Below are 24,045 nucleotides of genomic sequence, written 5' to 3' on the forward strand. Positions count from 1 at the left end.
CGCTCACCACGTCTCCGCGCGCGGATGGTCGCTCGTCCGGAACGGCGCCGGGACGCCGTTCGTCCACAGCGTCCGCCCGAGCCAGTAGCCGAGGTGCCAGCCCGCGCGGTCGTGGCCGTCCGCGGCGACGACGACGCGGCCGTCCGTGAAGTACTCGGGCGCGCCGTCGTCGTCGACGTCCGGACCGTCCCAGTCCGCGCACGACGTCGCCGCGCCGTAGACGTCGCAGTCTACGGACTCCCGCAACGACACCACGACGTCGGCGTCTGCAGCGTCCTCGACCACCTCGACCGTGGGCGGGTTGGCGACGGTGTCGTTCGCGCCGCGCTCGTAGTACGCGGCGGCCGCCTTGACCTGCTCACGCGCGGCCGCCGCCCCGTCCTCGGCGTCGACAGCGACCCGCAGCGTGGTCGACGCCCACGGGTACGTGCGGTCGGCTCCGTCCGCCACGTCGTCGGGCGCACGCGCCGAGAAGTTCTGTGCCATCACGTTCTGCGGCCCCTCGCCGTGCCGGAACCCGAGCACGTGTCCGAACTCGTGTTTGAGAATCCGCTTCGTCGTCCCCGGCGCGTGCCCCGCGCGCACCTGCACGGTGACGCTGTCGGTCACCGTCGCGTTCGTCGGCACGACCGGCGCGCAGCCGAGCGCGACGTCGTTCTCGTGGACGCGGCACCGCTCAACGGCCGCCACCACCTCCACGCGCACGTCCGCGTCACTGGCGTTCTCGACGACCTCGAACTCCGGTCGGTAGCGGCCCCCCGGGTAGACCGCGTGCTCCCAGAACGTCAGGGTCTCCCGGAGCTCCGGTCGCACGTCCAGCTCCCAGCCGACCCGGTCGTCGACCGCGACCGTAACCGGGCCCGGCCCCCACGGGCTCGTCTCCCGGTCGACGGACCGGTCCGGCACCTCGAACGGCGCCTCCGTGGTTGTCTCCGTGGGCTCGATCGGGTCGGTCCGCACCGGCTGCACAGTGAGACACCCGGCGCTCACGACGAGCGCGAGCACCGCCAGCGCCACCACGCCGCGCGCCATCGTCTCGGACCTGTCGCGTGGCCCGCATTAACGTACCGCTCGCCCACGGGCTGACGCAGCGAATCTAGGACTGGTCCGCAGCCCGATCTCCACCCACCGCTCGCCGGTGGCGTGCTGAGCGAAGTGCGCTCGCTAGGACCGAGTGAAACCGCGGGTTTCGCGAGGGTCGCCAGACTCGCGACGCGAGTCTGGCGGGATTCGAACCCGGAGGAAGACGATCGCTCACTGCGTTCGCGCTGCGTCTTCCAGGGCTGCAAATCCCGACTCGTCCACTACACTGCTTCGACGCGAAGCGACAGAGCCGTCGCTTCGCGGTCGAGATTCGGAGAAGTGGACTCGCTGGGATTTGAACCCAGGGCCTCTTCCTTGCGAAGGAAGCGATCTACCACTGATCTACGAGCCCGCACCCGATCGAAGTCGACGGACGTATTTCAGACTTCTGTTTCACGGGCCGTCCGTCAGGGCCTGTCGAACCACGGCGCCGCCGCTGGGACGCGTGAATAAGCGGGAGGAGCGTGTGAAAGCCCGCGTTAGTCTTCGAGGACGATCTCGATGCTGACTTCGTTGGGAACCTGAATCCGCATCAGCTGGCGGAGCGCGCGTTCGTCCGCGTCGATGTCGATGAGACGCTTGTGGACGCGCATCTCCCAGTGCTCCCACGTGGCCGTCCCTTCGCCGTCGGGGGACTTCCGCGAGGGGACTTCGAGGGTCTTCGTCGGGAGCGGGACCGGCCCACTGAGTTTCACGCCGGTCTTGTCCGCGATCTCCCGGACGTCGTCGCAGATGTCGTCGAGGTCGTCGGGATTGACGCCGGCGAGACGAACGCGTGCCTGCTGCATGGATTAGGCTTCGTTGACGTCCAGGACCTTGCCGGCGGCGATGGTCTGACCCATGTCGCGGACGGCGAACGAGCCGAGCTCCGGAATCTCGGAGGACGGCTCGATGCTGAGGGGCTTCTGCGGGCGCACGGTGACGACCGCGGCGTCGCCGGACTGGATGAAGTCCGGGTTCTCCTCCTGGGTCTCGCCCGAGGAGGGGTCCATCTTCTTGTCGATGGACTCGATGGTACACGCGACCTGCGCGGTGTGCGCGTGGAAGACCGGCGTGTAGCCCGCGGTGATCACGGACGGGTGCTGCATGACGACGACCTGCGCGGTGAACGTCTCGGCGACCGTCGGCGGGTCGTCGGCCGGGCCACAGACGTCGCCGCGGCGGATGTCGTCCTTGCCGATGCCGCGGACGTTGAACCCGACGTTGTCACCGGGCTCGGCCTTCGGCACCTCTTCGTGGTGCATCTCGATGGTCTTGACCTCGCCACCGACGTCAGACGGCTGGAAGCTGACGTTGTCGCCCGTGTTCATCACACCGGTCTCGATACGTCCGACGGGGACGGTACCGATGCCGGAGATGGTGTAGACGTCCTGGATGGGGAGACGGAGGTCGGTGTCCGTCGGCGGGGACGGCTCCGGGAGGTCGTTGAGGGCCTCCAGCAGGGTCGGGCCGTCGTACCAGGGGGTGTTGTCCGACTGCTCGGCGACGTTGTCGCCCTCGAAGGCGGACGTCGCGATGAACGACGCGTCCTCCGTGTCGAAGCCGACCTGACCGAACAGGTCCTTGACGTCGGAGACGACCTGGTTGTACTTGGACTCGTCGTAGTCGACGATGTCCATCTTGTTGACAGCGACGATGAGTTCGTCGATGCCGAGCGTCCGCGAGAGGAACACGTGCTCGCGGGTCTGGGGCGCCACACCGTCGTCGGCGGCGACGACGAGGACGGCGTTGTCCGCCTGGGACGCGCCCGTAATCATGTTCTTCACGAAGTCGCGGTGGCCAGGACAGTCGACGATAGTGAAGTCGTACTCGTCGGTGCTGAACTCCTGGTGGGCGATGTCGATGGTGACCCCGCGCTCGCGCTCCTCGGCGAGGTTGTCCATGACGTAGGCGAACTCGAAGCCGCCCTTGCCCTTCTCCTCGGCTTCTTCTTTGTGCTGTTCAATGACGTGCTCGGGAACGCTCCCCGTTTCGTAGAGGAGGCGCCCGACCATCGTGCTCTTGCCGTGGTCGACGTGGCCGATGACGGCCAGGTTCTGGTGTCGTTCGTCGCTCATTGGTTAGTATCGCGCGAAAGGCGCGCTCTGTGGGAATCATTGGTGAGTTCGCACTAAAACCATTTCGGTACGCACTCAGATCTACCCCGGCGCCTTCCGGCGGTTTGTGGGAACGCCTAACACGAACCCAGAGGTTCGGTCAGTCTAGGCGGTCCACGTCGCCGAGCACCGCGGTCGCCGTCTCTGGACCGCCCGCGCCTCGGCCGGAGAGGTTCAGACGTCCGGCGTACTCTGTCTCTAACTGCACGATGTTCATCGTCCCGGACACCGCGAGCGTGTTGTTCTCGGGGAGCAGCCGCGGCCCCACGCGGGCGCCGTCCTCGGTCACCTCGCCGATGAGCCGGACCGTCCGGCCGTCCTCGGCGGCGAGCTCCAGGGCCGACGGCGGGATGTCCGTGATACCGTCGACCTCGACGTCTTCGAGGGCGTAGCCGCCGCCGTGGATGACGTTCGCGAGAATCGCGCACTTCAGCGCCGCGTCCGTCCCCTCCACGTCGAAGGTGGGGTCGGCCTCCGCGACGCCGAGGTCCTGGGCCTCCGCGAGCACGTGCTCGTAGTCGAGGCCGTCCGTGGCCATCCGAGTCAGGATGAAGTTCGCCGTGCCGTTCAGCACGCCGCGGGCCGCGGTCACGCGGTCGGCGCCGACGCCCTCGATGGTCGAGATCGCGGGAATCGCGCCGGCGACCGTCGCCTCGAAGCGCACCTCGCCGTCGCTGTCGGCTTCCAGCGCGCGGAGGTCGTCGTAGCGCTCCGCCACCGGCCCCTTGTTCGCGAGCACGACGTGTCGGTCGTTCTCCAGGGCTGCGCGCACGTGCTCGAAGCCCGGGTGGGCGTCGCCGAGCGTCGTCGGCGTCGCCTCCACGAGCGCGTCGTACTCCGCGCCGAGCGCGTCCGCCGGGTCGGCCTCCCCGACGGAGCCGACGCTGTCCTTGTGGTCGAGCGCGGCCTCGACGTCGACTCCGTCCGGATCGACGGCCGCGCCCGCGGAGTCCGCGAACGCCGTCACCGTGTGGCCGTAGTCCGCCGCGAGGTCCGCGACCGAGCGACCGACGTCGCCCGCGCCGATGACTGCCAGTCTCATAGTTCCCCCACGAGCGGCTCGACGACGGAGAGGTCTTTCTCCCCGGCGACGTCCCGCACCTGTTCGAGCGCGCGCTCCGTGCTCCCGGCTTCGATGGCGAGCCGGACGCGTGCGCTGGAGACGCCCGCCGTTCCTTCCTCCGTGGTCAGCGAGAAGTCCGCGACCGACGCGCTCGAACACTCCTCCAGCTCGGAGAGCGTATCGGAGAGGTCGGTGTCGACGAGGTCGCCGACCAGCAGGACCGTGAGCGCGTCGCCGTACCGCTCGGAGTCCGCCTGGATGATGGCGACCCCGGCGTCCCGGAGCGCCTCCACGATGCGCTCGAAGCGCTCGGGCGAGCACTCCAGGTCGACCTCCACGGGGATGTGCCCCCGCGGCGTCAGCGACCCGCGCTCGTGGAAGATGGAGAGGAGGTTCCCGCCGTTCTCTGCGATGGGCGAGAGCGCGCGCAACAGCTCCCCGGGCTCGTCGACGAGCTCCAGCCGGAGGGTGTGCGCGCGGTCGTCGGCGTCGCTCACCGTTGTCCCCCCGTTGTGTGTGACGCGCCGGCTGTTGTGCTCGGCTGCGAGCGGAAGTGCTGTCGCTCCGTGCCGATACCACGCCTGGCGCGTCTGCCTGCGTGCATACACCGTGAATGGGGGTCGTCCGCGCTATAAGCCTTCGGCCCGCACAAATCCTACCGACAGATGGCCGCACGGCTACACCCCGTCCGACGAAGCGACAGAGAGAACCGCGAGATTCCGCGACCGGTTGCGGTTTTTTAGCGTAGATTTTTGCGGGGGCGAGCAGTGCTCGCCCCCGCAAAAAGGTACCTTAGAAGTAGTCGATCTGCTCGGGCAGCTCGGTCTTCATGCCCTTGCGCTCGCGGATCTGCGTGATGATCTCGGGCTGGAGGTTGTCGGCCATGACGCGGAAGCCGGCGTTCTCGGTGTTCCAGGACGCGCGGCCCTCGGTGGCCGAGCGGATGTCGCTGGAGAAGCCGATCATCTCCTCGACGGGCGCGATGCCCTCGACGACCATCATGCCGCCTTCCTGGTACATGTCGTCGACGCGGCCGCGGCGACCCTGAATCTCGCCGGACGCGGCGCCCATGTGCTCGGAGGGGACGTCGATGCGGACGTCCTGAATCGGCTCGAGCAGGCGGATCTCGGCGTCCATGAGGCCGCGGTGGACGGCGTCGCGGACGGCCGGGATGACCTGCGCGGGGCCGCGGTGGATGGCGTCCTCGTGGAGGCGGGCGTCGTGGAGGCGGATGAGCGCGCCCTCGACGGGCTCCGCGGCGAGCGGGCCGTCTTCGAGCGCCTCTTCGAGACCCTCGACGACGAGCTCCATCGTCTCGTTGAGGTGCTGGATCCCCTTCGTGTCGTCGATGAAGATGTTCTTCCCGATGATGTTCTCGACGTTCTGGGAGGTGTCCTTGTCCATGCCGGCGTCCTGGAGCGCTTCGCGGCGTTCCTGCTCGGGCATGTCCATGGAGACCTCGCCGAGGCGGAGCTGCTCGAGGACGTCGTCGTCGAGCTGATCGATGGTTATGTAGAACTTGTTGTGGCGGTTCGGGGAGACGCCCTCGACTTCGCGGGAGTCCGACGTCGGGGACTCGCGGAAGACGACGATCGGTTCCCCGGTGTTGACGGGGATGCCCTGGTTGCGCTCGATGCGCTGGGTGATGACTTCGAGGTGGAGCTCACCCTGCCCGGAGATGAGGTGTTCGCCGGTGTCCTCGTTGATCTCGATCTGGATGGTCGGGTCCTCCTTGGCGACCTGCTGGAGCGTCTCGATGAGCTTCGGCAGGTCGTCCATGTTCTGGGCCTCGACGGACTTCGTGATGACCGGCTCCGAGATGTGCTCGATGGACTCGAACGGCGTCATCTCGACGCTGGACACCGTCGAACCGGCGATGGCGTCCTTGAGGCCGGTGACTGCGGCGATGTTCCCCGCGGGGACTTCCTCGACTTCCTCGCGCTCGCCGCCCATGTAGATGCCGACGCTCTGGATGCGGTTCTTGCCGGCGGTGCCGGAGACGTACAGCTCCTGGCCCTTCTCGATGGTGCCGGAGAAGACGCGGCCCGCGGCGATTTCGCCGGCGTGCGGGTCGATGCCGATGTCCGTGACCATCAGGACGACTTCGCCGTCCTCGTCGACCATCCGCATTGTGTCTGCGAGGTCGGAGTCCGCGTCGCCGCGCCAGATGCGCGGGATGCGGTGGGGCTGAGCTTCGATGGGGTCGGGGAAGTGCTCACACACCATGTCGAGGACGACGTCCGACAGCGGCGTGCGCTCGTGGAGCTCCTGGCGCTTGTCGGCGCGCTCGAGCTCCATGATGTCGCCGAAGTCCATGCCCGTGCGCTGCATCGAGGGCATCGAGACGCCCCACTTGTAGAGCGCGGACCCGAAGCCGACGGTGCCGCCCTCGACGGAGACCGTCCAGTCCTCGGTGATGTCGTCCATCTCCTCGGTCATCCCGCGGATGAGCTCGTTGACCTCGCGGATGACGCTCAGGAGCCGCTCCTGCATCTCCTCGGGGCCCTCCTGGAGCTCGGAGATGAGGCGGTCGACCTTGTTGATGAACAGCGTCGGCTTGACGCCCTCGCGGAGCGCCTGCCGGAGCACCGTCTCCGTCTGGGGCATCGCGCCCTCGACGGCGTCCACGACGACGAGCGCGCCGTCGACGGCGCGCATCGCCCGCGTCACGTCGCCGCCGAAGTCGACGTGGCCGGGCGTGTCGATGAGGTTGATGAGGTGGTCTTCGCCCTCGTACTCGTGGGTCATCGAGACGTTCGCGGCGTCGATGGTGATGCCGCGTTCCTGTTCGTCCTCCTCCGTGTCCATCGCCAGCTGCTCGCCGGCGGTGTCCTCGGAGATCATGCCCGCACCGGCGAGCAGGTTGTCCGTCAGGGTCGTCTTGCCGTGGTCGACGTGTGCGGCGATGGCGATGTTCCGGATCTGCTCCGGATTGTCCATCAGCCGTTCACACTTCTCGACAATCTTCTTGCGTCGGCCCATTGGGGAATCATACTGCCAGCGGGTTCAAAAGGGTAGTGTTTTGCCGGGAGCACGACACGCCGGAACACGACGCGCAGGCGTCAATTCGTCTGGTTCGCGGCGCGGGCGGGCGAAAGAGTCTTTGCCGCGAGGGCCGTGCCAATAGATATCATGCAGTTGCGCGTGACGGGCGCCGGTCCGACCGCACCGTTTCTCGGCGCCCGCGACGTCTTCGAGACCGAGCACGACCTCGAACGCCCCGTCGAGGTTCGCGTGCGCGAGAACCCCGACGAGCGGACCTGGGCCGGCCACCACGACGACCACCACGTCCTGAACATCTCCCGGCAGGCCGCCACGTCGGCGATGGCCCGCGAGCTGGCGCTCCACGAGTTCTCTCACATGCTCCGCCACGAGCACGACCACCCGAGCCACGTCCTCTCGATGGACGAGATCCTGTTCCTCGCGCTCTCCGGGCGCAGCGTCGAGCGCCGCGTGCTCACGCACTGCTACCAGATCGCCAACCACGTCAAGGACATCTACGCCGACGACATCACGCTCTCGGTCGGCCCGACGGACAAGCTCGTCGCGTTCCTCGAATCCGAGCTCGCCGCGGCCGTCGCCGACCGCCCGGTCGCCGGCCCGACCGTCGGCCAGCGGCTCACCGCGGGCGCTGACCCCCCGATGACAGCCGTCAACGCCGCGTTCGCGCTCGCGCTGCTCGAACGCCACGACGCCGTGGGCGACGACCACCGCATCTACGACCTCGCGCACGCCGCCGGCCAGGACGCCCCCGAGATCGACGTCGAGGCGTTCCGCGAGCGGTTCGCCGAGCTCGCCGACGACCCCGACGAGAGCGACTGCCGGCGCGGCCTCGTCGACACCATCCGCACGTACGTCGACGCCCAGTCGAGTACGTCCGGCCCCGCAGCCGACTGATTACGCGGGCGTGATGCGCACGAGGCGGTCGTCGCCCTCCCGCGGGAACTGGTCGCCCTGCGCGCGGCCGTCGCGGTTCGACGTCACCGCGTACAGCGCGCCGTCCGGCCCCTGCTCGACGTGTCGGATGCGCCCGAGTTCGTCCTCCAGGGTCGTGTGGTGGACGGCGCTGTAGTCGGGGTCCATCCAGTCCGCGTCGAAGCGCTTGCCGCCGTTGGCTGTCGACGCCGGCTCGCCGTCCGTCGGATAGATCGTCACAAGGTTGATGCGCTGGGAGCGCAGGCCGCCGACGACGAGGCGGTTCTGCCACGACGGCACCGCGTCCGCCGTGTAGAACACCGCTCCCGGCGGCGCCCACGTCTCGTCGGTGTTCACGACCGGGCGCGCGTAGTCGGTGCCGCGGTACGTCTCCGCCGTTCGCGCGCGCTCGCCCTCGGGCCCCCACCCGTAGTTCCCCCCGGCCTCCAGCACGTTCACCTCGTCGTGGGCCGACGGCCCGTGCTCGGTCTCCACGGGCGTCGCGTCCGGCATGAACGTGATGCCCTGCGGGTTCCGGTGGCCGTAGGTGTACACTCGCGGGTCGCCGCCGTCGATGTCGGGGTTGCCCGCTGGCGCGCTCCCGTCCGGTTCGAGCCGGAGCACCTTCCCCGCGAGCGAGGCAGGGTCCTGCGGTAGCGGCTGGTCTGTCCCGAGGTCGGGATTGACCGACGCGGCGTCGCCCGTGGTCACCCACAGGTAGTTCTCGGGGCCGAACGCGAGCCGCGCGCCGTTGTGGATGATCTCGTTGCCGGGGATGTCGTCAATCACGACCGTCTCGGTCTCGCCGGGGTCGTCCGCGGAGACGTCGAAGTACGAGAGCCGATTGACGTAGGCGTCGCCGCCGGAGACCGCGGGCTCGTCCTCTCGGGTGTAGATGGCGTACACGAGCGGGACGTCCGGGTAGTCCGGGTGAACCGCCAGCCCCATCAGGCCGCCTTCGCTGCCGGCCTCCCACCAGCCGCCCTCCTCGCCGGGAGCGATCGAGTCGGCGTGGTCGATCACGTCCGGAGTCGCGACGGTCTCCAGGTCGGCGGCGGCGTACCGCGATATCCGGCCGACGCGCTCGCTGATGAAGAGGTCGCCGTTCGGCGCGAACGCGAGGTCCCAGGGGATCTCCAGCCCCTCGATGACCGTCTCCGTCGTCACGTCGAGATTCGGCGCCTCCGTCGGATGCGACCAGTCGGGGTCGTATTCCGCCCAGTCTTCGACGTCGTGGCTCACGCTCAAGTCGTACGAGTCGCCGCCGACCGACGTCACCGTCGGCGGATTGCTGGAGGTCGTCGTGTCGCTGGGCTCGTCCGGGGACATGCAGCCCGCGAGCCCCGAAAATCCGGCGAGGCCGGCGGCAGCGAGGAACGAACGGCGGTTGTAACCCATGTCCGGGCCTTGTGGCACCACCGTTAACAGTTTTCAGGTATCCGACGCTGCCCGGGTGGAACCGCGCCGCTACGTGCCGATAGAAAAACGCCGCCGCTCGGAGACGGCGTCGAAACGAAGAGAACTCCGCTTAGCGGGCCGCGGCCGCGACGCGCTCCTTCTCTTCCTTCTGGCCGACCGCGTACGTCTGCACGTCGTAGTCGGCGGCGCCGATGAGCTGGTTCGCGAGCGCCTCGGCGGCGTCCGTCGGCGTCTTGAACGACGACGAGTGCGCGCCGTCCGCGATGAACTTCAGCGCCTGGTCGACGCGGCGCTGGGGCGCGACGTCGACGGCCTTCGGGACGGAGATGCCGCCGTACTTCAGGCGGACGGTCTCCTCGCGGGGCGCCGAGTTCTCGACCGCGCGCACGAGCACCTGAATCGGGTTCTCGTCGGTGCGCTCGTGGACGATGTCGAAGGCGTCACGGACGATGCCGAGCGCCTGCTGCTTCTTCCCGGCGTTCGCGCCGGTCTTCATCAGGCGGTTCGCGAGCCGCTCGACGACGCTGATCTCGCTCTTCTTGAACTGCTTGGACGCGTGCCGGCCCATCGTGTGGGCGATCGGCGTCACGGAGAGGTACCGCCGCGTGCTCGGGTCGCGGTACTGGATGTCCGAGACCTCCCACTTGCCGAAGAGCTTCGCGTTGACATCCTCCTCCTCGCTGCCAGCGGGCGCCTCGGGTTCGGGGGCTTCTTCCTCACTCATGATTATCGCACCGGCTTCTCCGCGTTCCCGCGGACCAGTTCGATGAGGCTCACGCCGTTGACCTTCTCGACCTTGTAGTTCACGCCCGAGAGGTCGCCCATCGCACGACCCTTCGCACCGCCGATGCCGGCGATGGTGACCTCGTCGTGCTCGTCGATGAACGAGATCGCGCCGTCACCGGGACAGAACGCGGTGACCTGCTTCCCGTTCTTGATGAGCTGGACCCGCACGCACTTCCGGATCGCGGAATTGGGCTGTTTCGCTTCGATACCTACCTTCTCGAGGACGATGCCGCGACCCTGCGGCGCACCCTCGAGGGGGTCGGACTCCTTGCCGAGCCCCCGCTCTCGCCGCGCGTACTCCGAGTCGGACCACCGGTGCTTCTGGCGGTCCTTCTTCAGTTTCCGAGCGGCGTACTTGCCGTTCGACATACACCCGATTACCCAGCGGAAGCACTTAAACTCGGCCTTTCGCATCCACTTTTTGCGCTGCGCTCGGCGGCTTCGCCGCCTCGCTCGGCAAAAACGTGGTGAAAAAGCGCGTCGTCCTCCCTGCGGTCGTCCTCGCGCCCGCTCGCTACGCTCGCGGCGAACCGGCGACCTTCCGGGTCCTTCGGACCACTCGGTCGCCGGATGCTTGCCAGCCGGTGAATCAACCTGCCGGAGAGCATCGGCGAGCGAACGGTTCGGAGAACCTGAGCGACGCCGTTCGCCGCGCGACCGCAGGGAGCGCGGGCCGACGACTGAGCGGAGTGAAACGAAGCGAAGGAGGAGTGATTTTCCGCAAGTTTTTGCCGAGTGAGGTGCGCGGAGCGCACCTCACGCAGCGCAAAAAGTGCGCCTCAGGTTAGCTGAATGTCGTCGATGTCGAAGTGCCGGTCGGCGAGCTGCTTGGCGGCTTCGATGTTCTTACCGCCGGTGCCGATGGCGACACCCTTGTCGTCGTGGGCGACTTCGGCGTACGCGACCGTGGTGTCGTTCTCGCTGATGGTGACGTTGTAGACGGCCGCGGGGGAGAGCGCGTTCGCGACGAAGCCCTCCGGCGTAGGGGCGTCCTCGACGAGCATCACGTTCCGGCCGAGTTTCTCTTCGAGCTCTTCGACGCGGCTGCCGCCGGGGCCGATGGCCGACCCCATCTCGCCGGCGGCGACGACGAAGATGACGCGGTCGCGGTCGTCGTCGACGACGCAGTCGACGGCGGTGGCGTCGGTCTCGTCCTCGAACGCCGCGAGCAGGCGGCGCGCCTCGTCGGAGAGCGTGACTGTCATCAGTCGGACTTGCTGCCCATGCGCAGGTCGACGTCGCCGGTGCCGAGCTGGACGGGCTTCCCGACGATGACGTTCTCGATGACGCCGTCGAGGTCGTCGGCCTCGCCGTAGATGGCGGCGTCGAGCAGGTGGCTGACGGTCACCTCGAACGCCGCGCGGGCGAGCACGGAGTCCTTGTTCCCGGAGATGCCGTGCCGGCCGATGGACTGGATGGTGCCGTCGTTGGTCATGATGTCCGCGACCAGCATCAGGTGGCGGATGTTCACGTCGTCGAGGCCCTGCTCTTCGAGCGTGGTCATCGTCTCCTCGATGATGGCCTCGCGGGCGGCCTCGACGCCGAGCGTGTTGAACACCTCGTGGATGTTGTTACACGACGTGCGGGAGGCGTCGACGCCCTCGATGTTGAGCGCCTTCTTGAACGCCGAGCCCTCCGTGTAGAGGACGAACTCCTCGCCGCGGTCGGTCTCCTCGCGGCGGATGACGACGCGGGAGACGTCCTCGATGCCCTTGAAGACGATGTCGCGGAGCTCCTCGACGAGCTGCAGCAGCTCGCGGTAGGAGGGCTCGCTCGGGCCGAACTCCAGGACGGTCCCCTGCTGGGTGACCTGGACGCCGAGGCTCCCTTCGATGGTCTCGGCGATCTCGCCCGCGATCTCGTTCGTGGACTCCATCAGTGGCCACCGCTCCTGGAGGGTGTCCTCGTTGAGGTCGATCTGGACGACCATGTCGGCGACGTTCGTGGAGATGTCCCCGAGCGCGAGGATCTTCGTCGCCTCGATGTTCCAGACGACTTCGTGGGCGCGCTCGCGTTTCTCGGCGTACTCGTCCTCGAGGTACACCGTCATGATCGGCGTGTCCGGGGTCTTCCGGGCGTCCACGAGCTCGATGAGCCGCGGCAGGCCCTGCGTCACGTCCATCTCCGCGACGCCCGCGTAGTGGAACGTGTTCATCGTCATCTGCGTCCCCGGTTCGCCGATGGACTGCGCGGACACCGTGCCGACCGGCTCCAGCGGGTCGACGCGCGTGTCGAGGTACTGGGACTCGACCGCGGTCGCGATCTCCTTCGCCTGCTTGACGGTGATGTCGTCGCGTTCCTCGACGGTGTCGTAGACGCGCTCCTTGAGGCGCCGCGGCAGCTCCGTGCCCTCGATGTGGTCGCGCATCGCGTCGGTGACTTCAGTCATCGGATTCCACCTCCCAGGACGCGCCGTGCTCGGAGAGGTTCGTCGGCGGCTCCTGGACGCCGAGGAACTCCTCTTTCTCGTCCTCGCTGTCGAACTCGGACTCGATGATGCGGTCCGCGATCTGGTCGACGTCGACGTCGACGTCCTCGTCGGAGGACACGTCGATGGGCGAGGTGCCGTCCTCGCCGAACTCGAACTGGACGATGGTGTCGCTGGTGTCGCGGACGGTGCCGTCGTACTGGGTCTCCAGTTCGGAGAGCGCGTTGATGAGCCGGCGCTGGAGGTACCCGGACTTCGAGGTACGGACCGCCGTGTCGACCAGGCCCTCGCGGCCGCCCATCGCGTGGAAGAAGAACTCCTTGGGCGTCAGCCCGCTCGTGTAGGAGTTCTCCACGAAGCCGTGGGCTTCACTGGAGAGGTCGTTCGGCTCGAAGTGGCTGAGCGTGCGGTCCTCGTAGCCGCGGTTGATGCGCTCGCCGCGGACTGCCTGCTGGCCGACACAGCCGGCCATCTGCGTGAGGTTCAGCATCGACCCACGCGCGCCGGAGTCGGCCATGACGACCGCGGGGTTGTCCGTGTCGAAGTTCTCCGCGGCGACGTCGCCGGCGGAGTCGCGGGCCTTCCCGAGCGTCTGCATGATCTTCATCTCGAGGGTCTCGTCGACCGTGCGGCCGGGCAGGGATTCGAGGTCGCCGTTCTCGTAGGTCTCGATGAGCTCCTGCACGCGGTCGTAGGCGGACTCGATGGCCTCGTCGATGCGCTCGCGGGCCTCCGTGGAGACGGTCTCGTCGTCGATGCCGATGGAGAACCCGAAGTGCATGATCGAGCGCATCGCGAGCGCCGCGACCTCGTTGATGAAGATGCGGGCGCGGGTCTTCCCGTGGACCTTCGCGATGGTGTCGACGATCTCGCCGCCGAACCCGCCGATCTCGTCCTCGGCGATGGTGCCTTCGAGGAGCTGGCCGTTCTCGATGACGACCGGCTCGCCGACGGTGCCCGTGAACTCGAGGTTGAGGTCGTCGGGCAGGAGTTCGCTGAAGATCTGGCGGCCCTCCCAGTACGGCTCGCCGTCTTCGACGCCGGCGGGCTCCGGGAGCTCGTCGATGCTCGTCTGGCGCAGGAGGTCGGAGGCCTGCGTCTCGTTGAACCGCGGGTTGTCGTGCGTGAGCAGGTAGGTTCCGGAGATGTGGTCCTGAATCGCGCCGATGATGTTCTCGCCGAACCGCGGGGAGAGAATCTGCTCCTGGACGCGCATCAGGACGCGGGCTTCCGCACGCGCCTCCTCGTTCTGGAGGGCGTGCATGTTCATCTCGTCGCCGTCGAAGTCGGCGTTGTACGGCGGACAGACGACGGTGTTCAGGCGGAAGGTCTTGTACGGCATCACCACGACCTCGTGGGCCATGATGGACATCCGGTGCAGCGACGGCTGCCGGTTGAAGATGATGATGTCGCCGTCGATGAGGTGGCGCTGGACCTCCCAGCCGGGCTCGACGCGCTCGGCGAGCTCCTCACAGACCTTCTCGGTGACGCGCACGCGGCGGCCGTCGGGTCGCGTGACGTAGTTGGCGCCCGGGTGGCCCTCCGGGCCGTTCCGGACGTACTTGCGGGCGCGTTCGAGATTCTGCTCGTTGACGACCATCGTCTGGGTCATCTCGGTCGCCACGCGGTCCGGCACGCCGACCTCGTTCAGCGACAGCGTCGGGTCCGGGCTGATGACCGTCCGCGCGGAGAAGTTCACGCGCTTCCCGGACAGCGAGCCGCGGAACCGCCCCTCCTTGCCCTTCAGCCGCTGGCTGAGCGTCTTCAGCGGGCGGCCGGAGCGGTGTCGAGCGGGCGGCGTCCCGCTGATCTCGTTGTCCATGAACGTCGTGACGTGGTACTGCAGCAGCTCCCAGAGGTCCTCGATGATGAGCTGGGGCGCGCCCGCCTCGCGGTTCTCCATGAACCGCTGGTTGATGCGGATGATGTCCACGAGCTTGTGGGTGAGGTCGTCCTCGCTGCGCTGGCCGTTGTCCAGCGTGATGGAGGGACGCGCCGTCACCGGCGGCACCGGCAGCACCGTGAGAATCATCCACTCGGGCCGGCTCTTCTCGGGGTCGATGCCGAGCACGGCGAGGTCCTCGCCGGGGATGTCCTCGAACCAGTCGCGGATGTCCGAGGGCATCAGCTTGTTCATGTCCTCGGTGGTGAGGTCCGCGCCGATGGCCGCCTCGATGGCCTCGCGGTCATCGCGTCGCGGGCGGAACTCCCCGGAGAGGATGTCGTTGATGCGGCTGATCTCGATGTCCGTCTGCTCGGCGAGCTCCTGCGGGCTGATGCCGGCGTCGTCCTCGTCGGGGTCCGGCTGCATCGCGGCCGCGATGCGCTCGCTGTAGTCGCTGGCGAGTACCTGCTGGACCTCGTAGTACGTCGTCGGCTTCTCGTGTTTGACGTCGTACTGGACCTCCCCGCAGTGCGGGCAGTGGTCCTTCTTGCGGGCCTCCCGGATGGCGGCCTTCGTGACGTCGGAGACGTCCTCGCGGAGGCTGCGCGTGCGGTCGAGGTCTTCGCGGTACTGCTCTTTCTCGTCCTCGGTGAGCAGGAGGCGCGCGCAGTCCCGGCACGTCCCGCGCAGCAGCCGGCGGATGAGCTTCGCGAACCCGACGTGGATGACGGGCGCGGCGAGTTCGATGTGGCCGAAGTGGCCGTTACAGCTCCCGGAGCGCTGGCCGCAGGTCTTGCACTCCAGCCCGGGGTCGATGACCCCCAGGCGGGGGTCCATCAGCCCCATGTCGATGGGGAAGCCGTCGTCGTCGTACGTGTCCGCGGTGATGACCTTCGTCGCGGACATGTCCCGGTACTCCTCCGGGTCCATCAGCCCGAAGCTGATTTCCCCGATCTCCTTGGGTGATTGTCCTGTGCTCATACTGCGTCCTCCAGTTCGAGTCGCGGCGCGATGCCGAGCGCTTTCATCTCGTCGAGCAGGAGCTTGAACGCGTAGCTCATCTCGAGGCTGTGCACGTCCGTCTCTTCCTCGCAGTTCGGACAGTAGACGCGGCGCTGCTCGTAGTTCTCCACTGCCGTCATGCCGCAGTTGCCGCAGACGTGGATCTCCTCGCGGTCCGAGGAGTCCAGCAGCCGCTCTTTCAGCACCATCGCGGCGCCGTGGCCGATGATGGTGTCGCGCTCCATCTCACCGACGCGGAGGCCGCCCTCGCGGGCGCGCCCCTCCGTCGGCTGCCGCGTGAGGACCTGGACCGGTCCCTTCGAGCGGGCGTGGAGCTTGTTCGAGACCATGTGGTAGAGCTTGTGGTAGAAGATCGTGCCGACGAAGATCTCGGCCTCGATCTTCTCCCCGGAGACCCCGGAGTACAGCACTTCCTTGCCGGAGGACTTGAAGCCGCGCTCCTCCAGCGTCGACCGGAGCTCTTCCTCGTTCTCGCCGGTGAACGCCGTGCCGTCGACGGAGCGCCCGGCGAGGCTGCCGGCCTTCCCGCCGAGCATCTCCAGCACGTGGCCGACCGTCATCCGGGACGGCAGTGCGTGCGGGTTCAGCACGAGGTCGGGCACGACGCCCTCCTGCGTGAACGGCATGTCCTCCTGGGGCGCGAGGTGGCCGACGACGCCCTTCTGGCCGTGGCGGGACGCGAACTTGTCCCCGAGCTCGGGGATGCGTTCGTCGCGCACGGAGACCTTCGCGAGCTTCGAGCCGTCCTCGCCCTCCATCAGCGTGACCGTGTCGACGACGCCGTCCTCGCCCGAGCGCATCGTCACGCTCGTCTCGCGGCGCTTCTGCGGGCTGAGCCCGCCCATGTCTTCGGGCTCTTCGAGGAACCGCGGCGGGCTCGTCTTCCCGAGCAGGACGGAGGAGTCGTCGACCTTCGTTTCGGGGTTGACGAGGCCGTCGTCGTCGAGGTGCGTATACGCGTCCTCGCCGCGACCGCCCCGTACGTCGTCGGAGGGAATCTCGAAGCGGTCCTCCTGGCCGCCGGGGTAGCGGCGCTCCTCGCCCTCGTACGTGCGGAAGAAGTGCGAGCGCGCGAGCGCGCGGTCCACGGACCCCTGGTTCATGACGAGCGCGTCCTCGATGTTGAACCCCTCGTAACTCATCACGGCGACGACGAAGTTCTGGCCGGCCGGCCGGTCGTCGTAGCCGATCTGCTCGGTCGTCTGGGTGTTCACCATCGCCTTCTGCGGGTAGTGCAGGAGGTGCTGGCGGGTGTCCGGCCGGATGCGGTAGTTCGCCGCCGGCAGGCCCAGGCTCTGTTTCATCATCCCCGCGCCCATCGTAATGCGCGGGCTCGCGTTGTGCTCGGGGTAGGGGATCATCCCGGCGCCGATGCCGAAGATGAGCTGCGGGTCGATCTCGAGGTGCGTGTGGTTGTCGGTGAGTTCGTCGCGGTCGACGCCGACGAGGATGTCCTCCTCTTCCTCGGCGTCGATGAACTCGACCTTGCCCGCGCGCACGAGGTCCTCGAACTCGATGTCGCCGTTCTCGATGGCGTCCATCTCGTCGTCCGTGACGAGCGGCTCGCCGTCCTCGACGACGAGCAGCGGGCGGCGCGCCCGGCCGGCGTCGGCGTTCACGATGACTTCGTTCGTGCGGTCTCGGACGGAGACGTTCACCATCTCGGAGACCTCCCCCCGTCGGCGCGCCTCCCGAATCTGTGCTGCCAGCTCCTCGGGGTCCTCGTGGGTCCCGACGAGACTGCCGTTGACGTAGACTTTCGCTTCTCGTTCCGTGCTCATGTTAGTCGTCCGCGGATGTCGTCGCTTCCGTGTTGATTCCCGGGATGCCCTCGACGCCCATCGAGGAGAGCTCCCGCTTGAGGTCTCGCTCGTCGTCGACGGTCTGCGAGAGCTCCATCGCCTGCGCGAAGTTCTTCACCAGTCCGCAGTTCGGTCCCTCCGGCGTCTCCGAGGGACAGATGCGCCCCCACTGCGTGGCGTGCAGGTCCCGTGCCTCGAAGTGCGGCTGCGAGCGGCTCAGCGGGCTGCGCAGCCGGCGCAGGTGGCTGAGCACGCCCATGAAGTCCGTACGGTCGACGAGCTGGGAGACGCCCGAGCGGCCGCCCACCCAGTTCCCGGTCGCGATGGGGTGTTCGAGGCGCTCGGTGAGCACGTCGGAGCGGACCACCGTGTTCACGGTGAGCTCGCGGTTGCGCATGTTCGCGCGTTCGAGCTGGTACTTCACGTCGCGCGCGAGCTTGTTCAGCGCCGTCCGGAACAGGTCCTTCATGAGGTCGCCGGAGACTTTGAGGCGCTTGTTGGCGTAGTGGTCCTTGTCGTCGGCCTCGCGGCGGTCGAGCGCGAGCTCGAAGCACGCCTCGGCCATCCGGCAGAGGTAGTAGGACTTGTTGATGCGGGTCTCCTCGTCCTCGATGCCCTCCTCGTGGAGGTGCGGGAGGAGGTAGCGGTCGATGACGTAGTTCGCGCGCTTCAGCTGGTAGTTCTTCCCCTGGCCGGAGGCGACGCGCTTCCCGAGTTCCTCGATGGCCTCCTCCTGGGTCTGGACGTCGGCCTCCTCGAGGTTCTCCAGCATGAACTTCACAATCTCGGGGTCCTCGCTGACGCGGTGGACGATCTCCTCGTCGGATTCGAGGCCGAGCGCCCGCACCAGCGTCACGAAGTTGATCGAGCCCGAGACCGAGGGGAACGACACTTCCAGCAGTCCCTCGCGGTTGCGCTCGACGAGCACCAGCGCACGATACCCCCGGCGCTGGCTGAACGTCTTCGCGACCTGGATCTCGTCGCCGTACTTCGAGTCGTACTCGGCGAGAATCTTGTTCGGCGCGAGGTCCTCGCTAGTCATGAGGACGCGCTCGCTGCCGTTCACGATGAAGTACCCCCCGGGGTCGGCGGGGTCCTCGCCGATCTCGATGAGCTCCTCATCGGAGAACCCCGCGATGTTGCACTTGTCGGAGCCGACCATGATCGGCATCCGGCCGACTTTCGTCTCCGTGGTGTCCAGGACGCGCTCTTCTTCCTCTTCGCCGCCGCGAACGATGCTCATCTCCATGAACACCGGCGCGGAGTACGTGATGTTGCGGAGCCGCGCCTCCTGGGGGTAGAGCAGCTCCTCGGAGCCGTCCGCCTCCCGCACGCGCGGGGTGACGATGCGGACGTCGCCGAGCTCGACCCAGACGGGCTCCTCGTCTTCCTTGTCACCGATGTCGGTCTCGATGCGTTCCTTCTCGGTGACGACGTCCTGCATGCCGCGCTTCAGGAACGAGTTGAACGACCTGAAGTGGTGTTCCGCGAGTCGTTCTTTCGAGAAATACGCCCTCGACAGTTCGCGTCGGTCTTCCATTTGCATTTATTCGATCACCAGTCGGTACACGATGGCTGTGTCCGTGGTCCGCGAGTCCCGTACGATTTTGACGACGTCGCCGACTTCCGCGTCGTCCGGCAGGGCCGGGTCCTTCCGTTTGATCTTCGGCAGGTCCGTCCGTTCGATGTCGTAGTCCACGAGCACGTCCTCGAGTTCGTCCTCGTCGAGGACAGTGTGCTCGGGGACGAGTTCGTGTTGGCTTACGTCTACCATGGGTGTGCCTGGATGGGGGGAGAACTACCTCTCACGAGATACTACAGGCTAATTAGTATGCAGTACAGTTAAGCCTTTTGAGATTGTATTCACGTGGTTTCCCGGTGTCCACGACACCACGGCCCACACGCCGTCCGTTTGGAAAGTCTTAAGAATACAAGCCGGCTACGAATGAGTGCAGCAAGCCCGGATGGTGTAGTGGCCCATCATACAACCCTGTCACGGTTGTGACGCGGGTTCAAATCCCGCTCCGGGCGCTTTCTCTCCGACGCTACGTTCGACAGTGGATTCTTTAGCCTACTGACGGCCTCTCGCTATCGCCCAGCCCAGGCTGGACTTTACCAGTTATCGAGGCTAACTCTTGGAGTGATGTCCGCTGAGTCGGCGAACTCGAAGCAAGTTGGTGACGAGACAGAAGCCCGAATCCTCTCCGAACTGGTTGCAGCAGGATACAGTGTTTCCGTTCCCTTCGGGGACAACGACAAGTACGACCTCATCGTGGACGACGGAGAAACGCTTCATCGAGTACAGTGTAAGACTGCGTGGGCGAACAAACCCGAGACGATACGGTTCAACACGCACTCGCAGACGACACGCGAAGGCACCTACCACGAGCAGACGTACCAGAACGAAGTCGACGCCTTCGCCGTCCGATATCCCGAGACGGAATCTCTCTACTGGGTCGATATTTCGGAGGCAACGGAGCAGAAGATGGAACTCCGATTCAACGCCGAAATTGACCACCCGAACATCAACTGGGCTAGCGACTTCGAATTCGACGGCGAACTCCCACAGTAACAGTAGCCGCTACCGGTTGATCAGCCCGAGATACTCAACTCGGTTTTCCATCAAATAGTCGAGTGGCGAGCAGGAGCGCAGCCGTCAGTCAGCGCTGCGCGCGAACTGCCGCGTGATGTCGTACTCGTTGCCGGTAGCGATGTACGCGACGTCCTCGACGACGCCGCCGAGCTCGGGGACGATGCGCAAGAGGAGGAACGTCAACGCGACGAGCGCGACGACCGACGCGGACTGCGCGAGCACGCGGTCCGCGAACAGGTACGAGACCATGTTCCCGTCGTTCGTCGGGAACACCGCGAACACGAGGGTGCGGTAGACGCCGCCGCGGAACCACTGCTCGCCGTGCGCGACCGCGATGAACACCACGCGAATCACGTTCAGCCCGTAGATGACGGGGACGGCGACCGCGAGCGCCTGCAGCCGGCGCTTCAACGGCGCGCGAACGGCGAGCGCCAGCCCGCCGACGATGGAGATACTGCCGATGCCCGTACACGCCATCAGGACCGTCGTCGTGTACTTGTGGCCGGGTTCACCGGTGACGGACTCGCCGGTGAACACGAACTTCGCCATGTAGCCGTGGTCGCCCTCGACGATGGGCGGGTGGTAGCCGACCTGCGCCATCAGCCACTCCGACTGCTGGGCGACCGTCTCGATGGCGAACTGCCGGGCGGGCTCGATCGTCTCGAACGGCAGGAAGATCAGCCCCATGATCGCAATCGAGCGCGTCAGCGTCTCCAGGCGCCGCTTGCCCGTGCCGACGAGGTACGCGGTGTACAGGCACGCCGGCACGGCCGCCGCGCTCAGCGCGCCCTCGATGACGCTCATGTGCTCGAAGAAGAAGTACGGCGCGAGCAGCCCCCAGAACGCAGCGAACAGCGTCCACGCTGCCACTGCCGTGTACCGGCTGTACTGCCGGTGGCTCCCCTGGAGGACCGCGCTCGCGCCGAACGCCGCGACGACGATCCACGCCAGCGCGTCGGTCAGCGCGGATACCATTACCCGGAGCGAGGAGCGTCCCGAGTATAGGCGTGTTGGTGTCGGTTGGTGTCACTCGCGGCTCGCGAGTACGGACGCGACGATACTGTACAGCGCTGCCGCTGTCGAATCGTAGCGCGCGAAAGAAAGTGTGGGAGGGGTACCGCGTAGGTGACCGCCTTACGGGCGGTCAGGTCGTGTTACGTTAGTTCTGGCGGAGTGCCAGGAGCGCAGCGCCGAGGACGGCGATGAGCGCGATGCCCATGCCGAAGCCGGGCACACCACTGCCGGACTCACCGTCACCGTCGCCACCTTCCGTGGTGCCGTCGGTTGCTTCGGTGGTCTGCTGCTCGGTGGTCTGCTCGGTGGTCTGCTCGGTGGTCTGCTCGGTGGTCTGCTGCTCGGTGGTCTGCTCGGTGGTCTGCTCGGTCGTCTGCTGTGCGGACTCGACGACCGTACCCGAGGCGGACTCGATCTCGTTGCCGTTCGGGCCTTCGAGGACAACCGTGAACGTGTCGTTCGCGGTCGCCTGGCTGAGATCGACCTGAGCGCTCATCTGGCCGTCCTCGACGACTGCGTCGTTGGACGGCAGGATGAACCCTTCACCCTCGGTCTCGTCGGATTCGACGAGGATGTTGTACTCGGTGCCATCAGCCGCGCTCGATTCGGCGCTGATGGTCTGGTTCTCGGCAGCAGCGAGCTCGTACTCGTCCTGCGCGAGACCGTGCTCGAGTTCCTCAGTCGAGAACACAGCGCTCTCGCTGGAGTCCTCGTCGACGAGCTGCGTCCCGGACTCGAGGGTCACGGTCGCGTTGAACTCGTCGTTGCTCCAGTCGATGCCGACGTTCTCGTCGTTACCGCGGTCGGCGGTGACATCTGCGAGGTCAACGGCGACGTAGAACGTGCCGTTCGGTGCGTCGGCAACGACCGTCGCGTTACCGTTCGTGAGTGCCTCGCCGTAGTCGAGGGTCTTCGGGTCGCGGTTGAGGCTCGTGGACGCCTCCGTCTGCTCGACGGTGACGTTCAGCTCGCCGTCCTCGATGGCGCCTGCGAGCTTGTCCTCGGTGTCCTCAGCGCTCTGGTTCGCGAGGATGCCGAAGACACCGCTGGCTTCGACTTCGTGGACGACGTAGTCGCCCTCAGTGATGGAGTCGTCCTCCGAGAGGGTTGCCTCGTCGACGAACTCGTCGAGGTCAGTGCTTTCGGGTGCCGTCCAGAGGTTCTGGCCGGTGATGCCGCTGGTCTCGCTGATTGCGAGCCGGCTCACGTCGTCGGCCGTGTCGGAGGCGTCACCACCAGTGCGGACGGTCGTCCGGTAGGTACCGGCAGCGACCGGGCTGCTGGTCTCCGCGCCGATGTCGACGCTCGTGATCTGGTCGTCGGAGTCTTCGTCAGCAATCACGAACGCCTCACCGGGCTCGGACGCGTTGACGGCGTCGCTGTTGTTGCCCATCGTGTAGGTGTTCGCGGTGAACTCGACGTAACCGTCCTCGTTGTCGTCGTAGACGGTGACGTTAGCGACGTAGCCAACGGATTCGTCACCAATCTTGACGGTGGCTTCCTGCGTGCTGGTCAGCGAGACGTTGAAGGTGGCGATGTCGCCACGGGTGACGTCGCTGACTTCGGCGAATTCGCTGTTAGCGTCGGCAGCCTCGGTGACACTGATGTTGTCGCTGGCGGAAGCCGTGGTGTCGCTGACTTCGAAGTCGAACTCGTAGTCACCGGCGTCAATGCCGGAGAAGTTCGCGGCCGCAGTGTCTTCACCGCCGGATTCGACGGTGAGCTCGACGCCGCCGTCGTCAGTGTCGGTGTCCGTGGCTGCGAAGTTGTCGTCGAAGATGTCGACGAGCTCCTCGTCGTCGAGGTTCTCGGACATTACTTCGACGGTGTAATCGTTGTTCTGACGGTTGTCGGACTCGAAGGTGATGTCGACACCCGAGTCGTCGTTAGCGACGGAGTCCGAATCGAAGCTGGCCGAGAAGTCCATCTCCCGAACCGTGAACGTCAGATTTGCGTTGTCCGGATTCTGCGGGTTACTGGCGTTGGAGATGTAGTACGTCTGGCCAGTCGTCAGGCCGTCGGTCGACACCTGCACGAAGTCGTTCTCCTCGTTCAGCGAGCGAACCGGTGTTCCGCTGTCGGAGGATTCGCGCTCGTAGAGCGTGTAGTCGTTCGTCTGCGTGTTGTCGCCAGTGTTGTACTCGACAGTCTGACCCTGGAAGACGATGCCGCCATCATTGACGGTCGTCTGTCCGATGGTGAACGTAGTCGACGCGGAGGCAACATCACTTGTTCCACCGTTGGTGCCGTAGTATGCATCGGCGTCGTAGGTGCCACTATTGTCCGGGTTAACGAACTCGCCACTGGTGGACGTGACGTTCACGCTGTACTGGTAGGTGTCATTCAGCGTGACAGCGCTGGCGAGCGTGAAGTTCATCTCAGCACCGCTGGACGACAGACTAACGCCGTCCGACGTATTGCGCTGAGCCACGAGGGAACCACCGTCACTCTCGTTGTAGATGGAGATTTCGAAGTCTCCATCGCCAACGTTGCCTGTATCGGCAGCTTCAGTGACGATGTCGATACTCTGGAGGTCGTACTGTGCGTCTGTTGTGAAGGTCGTATTGTAATCGAAGTCGGTGCTTGCACCGGCTTCGTTGCTGTCTACTGAGAACGACTGACTATCAGTCGTTGAGACAGCTGCAGCACTTCCTGTGAACGCGATGCCGGCCGCGAAGACGCTGCCGATCATCAGCGCAGTCAGGAAGACCGCGCGGAGCTTGTTTGTCTTGCTTGTCATAGTTTGTTGTTGGTCTGCATTCGGCACCTGCATCGTTCGCGTCGCGGGTGCGACGGTACTGGACGCTGGCACCAGTGGGTAGGGGTGTGAGAGACAAGCCCCGTTACGGGTAAATACTTTGTGTTATTTCCGGTCGTAATCGACGCGAAATTGTGTGACGGATTCACACAGGAACGCGCGTTCCAGCCTCTCACTCCA

19 protein-coding genes and 2 tRNA genes are annotated in these 24,045 nt (G+C 66.4%); 3 read left to right on the forward strand and 18 right to left on the reverse strand.

The genetic code is table 11. The features are described 5' to 3' along the window. Positions 1-3: 3 nt before the first annotated feature. The 7 genes from G9C83_RS02375 to G9C83_RS02405 all read right to left on the reverse strand — a co-directional run bounded on the left by G9C83_RS02375 (position 4) and on the right by G9C83_RS02405 (position 7,224). Positions 4-1,032: a hypothetical protein gene (locus G9C83_RS02375; RefSeq protein ID WP_167244519.1), complete on the reverse strand. Its 1,029-nt coding sequence runs from the start codon at positions 1,030-1,032 to the stop codon at positions 4-6. Between the two features lie 331 nt (positions 1,033-1,363). Next, positions 1,364-1,435: transfer RNA gene (locus tag G9C83_RS02380), tRNA-Ala, on the reverse strand. A 127-nt stretch (positions 1,436-1,562) separates the two neighbouring features. Beyond that, a complete protein-coding gene (gene rpsJ / locus G9C83_RS02385; protein WP_059055443.1) occupies positions 1,563-1,871 on the reverse strand; it encodes a 30S ribosomal protein S10 in 309 nt (102 codons plus the stop codon). 3 nt (positions 1,872-1,874) lie between these two features. Continuing rightward, the gene (tuf, locus tag G9C83_RS02390; RefSeq protein WP_167244520.1) at positions 1,875-3,140 is read right to left on the reverse strand and encodes a translation elongation factor EF-1 subunit alpha; all 1,266 of its coding nucleotides are present in this window, start codon (positions 3,138-3,140) and stop codon (positions 1,875-1,877) included. A gap of 139 nt (positions 3,141-3,279) precedes the next feature. Then, on the reverse strand, positions 3,280-4,221 hold the full coding sequence (locus G9C83_RS02395) for a homoserine dehydrogenase (protein WP_167244521.1): 942 nt from the start codon (positions 4,219-4,221) through the stop codon (positions 3,280-3,282). Then, positions 4,218-4,739 carry an amino acid-binding protein gene (locus G9C83_RS02400; RefSeq protein WP_167244522.1) on the reverse strand — a complete coding sequence of 174 codons (522 nt, stop codon included), beginning with the start codon at positions 4,737-4,739 and terminating at the stop codon, positions 4,218-4,220. The genes G9C83_RS02395 and G9C83_RS02400 overlap by 4 nt, the downstream gene beginning before the upstream one ends. Before the next feature lie 295 nt (positions 4,740-5,034). Further along, positions 5,035-7,224 carry an elongation factor EF-2 gene (locus G9C83_RS02405; RefSeq protein WP_167244523.1) on the reverse strand — a complete coding sequence of 730 codons (2,190 nt, stop codon included), beginning with the start codon at positions 7,222-7,224 and terminating at the stop codon, positions 5,035-5,037. A gap of 150 nt (positions 7,225-7,374) precedes the next feature. Here G9C83_RS02405 and G9C83_RS02410 point away from each other — a divergent pair, with 150 nt between their 5' ends. Then, positions 7,375-8,139, forward strand: coding sequence for a DUF5781 family protein (locus G9C83_RS02410; protein ID WP_167244524.1), 765 nt, complete (start codon positions 7,375-7,377; stop codon positions 8,137-8,139). Here G9C83_RS02410 and G9C83_RS02415 read toward each other — a convergent pair whose 3' ends face one another. From G9C83_RS02415 to G9C83_RS02455, 9 genes are all read right to left on the reverse strand, one after another. After that, on the reverse strand, positions 8,140-9,555 hold the full coding sequence (locus tag G9C83_RS02415; protein WP_167244525.1) for a PQQ-dependent sugar dehydrogenase: 1,416 nt from the start codon (positions 9,553-9,555) through the stop codon (positions 8,140-8,142). Positions 9,556-9,685: 130 nt separating this feature from the next. After that, positions 9,686-10,300: a 30S ribosomal protein S7 gene (locus G9C83_RS02420; RefSeq protein WP_167244526.1), complete on the reverse strand. Its 615-nt coding sequence runs from the start codon at positions 10,298-10,300 to the stop codon at positions 9,686-9,688. Between the two features lie 2 nt (positions 10,301-10,302). Beyond that, complete coding sequence (locus G9C83_RS02425; protein WP_157500124.1) at positions 10,303-10,731, reverse strand: 30S ribosomal protein S12; 429 nt, start codon at positions 10,729-10,731, stop codon at positions 10,303-10,305. A gap of 410 nt (positions 10,732-11,141) precedes the next feature. After that, positions 11,142-11,567, reverse strand: coding sequence for a NusA-like transcription termination signal-binding factor (locus tag G9C83_RS02430; RefSeq protein WP_167244527.1), 426 nt, complete (start codon positions 11,565-11,567; stop codon positions 11,142-11,144). Continuing rightward, positions 11,567-12,751: a DNA-directed RNA polymerase subunit A'' gene (gene rpoA2 / locus G9C83_RS02435; protein WP_167244528.1), complete on the reverse strand. Its 1,185-nt coding sequence runs from the start codon at positions 12,749-12,751 to the stop codon at positions 11,567-11,569. Before rpoA2 ends, G9C83_RS02430 begins: the two co-directional genes overlap by 1 nt. Next, positions 12,744-15,656, reverse strand: a complete 2,913-nt coding sequence (locus tag G9C83_RS02440) for a DNA-directed RNA polymerase subunit A' (RefSeq protein WP_167244529.1) — start codon at positions 15,654-15,656, stop codon at positions 12,744-12,746. The genes rpoA2 and G9C83_RS02440 overlap by 8 nt, the downstream gene beginning before the upstream one ends. Further along, the gene (rpoB, locus tag G9C83_RS02445) at positions 15,653-17,479 is read right to left on the reverse strand and encodes a DNA-directed RNA polymerase subunit B (RefSeq protein ID WP_167244530.1); all 1,827 of its coding nucleotides are present in this window, start codon (positions 17,477-17,479) and stop codon (positions 15,653-15,655) included. Before rpoB ends, G9C83_RS02440 begins: the two co-directional genes overlap by 4 nt. 1 nt (position 17,480) lies before the next feature. Beyond that, entirely contained in the window at positions 17,481-19,046 is a 1,566-nt protein-coding gene (locus G9C83_RS02450; protein WP_167244531.1) for a DNA-directed RNA polymerase subunit B'', read from the reverse strand. Continuing rightward, on the reverse strand, positions 19,047-19,274 hold the full coding sequence (locus G9C83_RS02455; RefSeq protein WP_167244532.1) for a DNA-directed RNA polymerase subunit H: 228 nt from the start codon (positions 19,272-19,274) through the stop codon (positions 19,047-19,049). Between the two features lie 184 nt (positions 19,275-19,458). Between G9C83_RS02455 and G9C83_RS02460 the strand changes: the two genes are divergently transcribed. Together G9C83_RS02460 and G9C83_RS02465 are read left to right on the forward strand one after the other, a co-directional pair. Further along, positions 19,459-19,531 (forward strand) — tRNA-Asp (locus G9C83_RS02460). Positions 19,532-19,643: 112 nt separating this feature from the next. Further along, complete coding sequence (locus tag G9C83_RS02465; RefSeq protein ID WP_167244533.1) at positions 19,644-20,072, forward strand: group I intron-associated PD-(D/E)XK endonuclease; 429 nt, start codon at positions 19,644-19,646, stop codon at positions 20,070-20,072. A gap of 84 nt (positions 20,073-20,156) precedes the next feature. Here G9C83_RS02465 and artA read toward each other — a convergent pair whose 3' ends face one another. After that, positions 20,157-21,068 carry an archaeosortase A gene (gene artA, locus G9C83_RS02470; protein ID WP_167244534.1) on the reverse strand — a complete coding sequence of 304 codons (912 nt, stop codon included), beginning with the start codon at positions 21,066-21,068 and terminating at the stop codon, positions 20,157-20,159. A 184-nt stretch (positions 21,069-21,252) separates the two neighbouring features. Then, a complete protein-coding gene (locus G9C83_RS02475; protein ID WP_167244535.1) occupies positions 21,253-23,847 on the reverse strand; it encodes a BGTF surface domain-containing protein in 2,595 nt (864 codons plus the stop codon). Positions 23,848-24,045: the final 198 nt, after the last annotated feature.

This window comes from Halobacterium sp. R2-5 (genome assembly GCF_011734195.1).
In the GTDB taxonomy this organism is placed as follows: Archaea; Halobacteriota; Halobacteria; order Halobacteriales; family Halobacteriaceae; genus Halobacterium.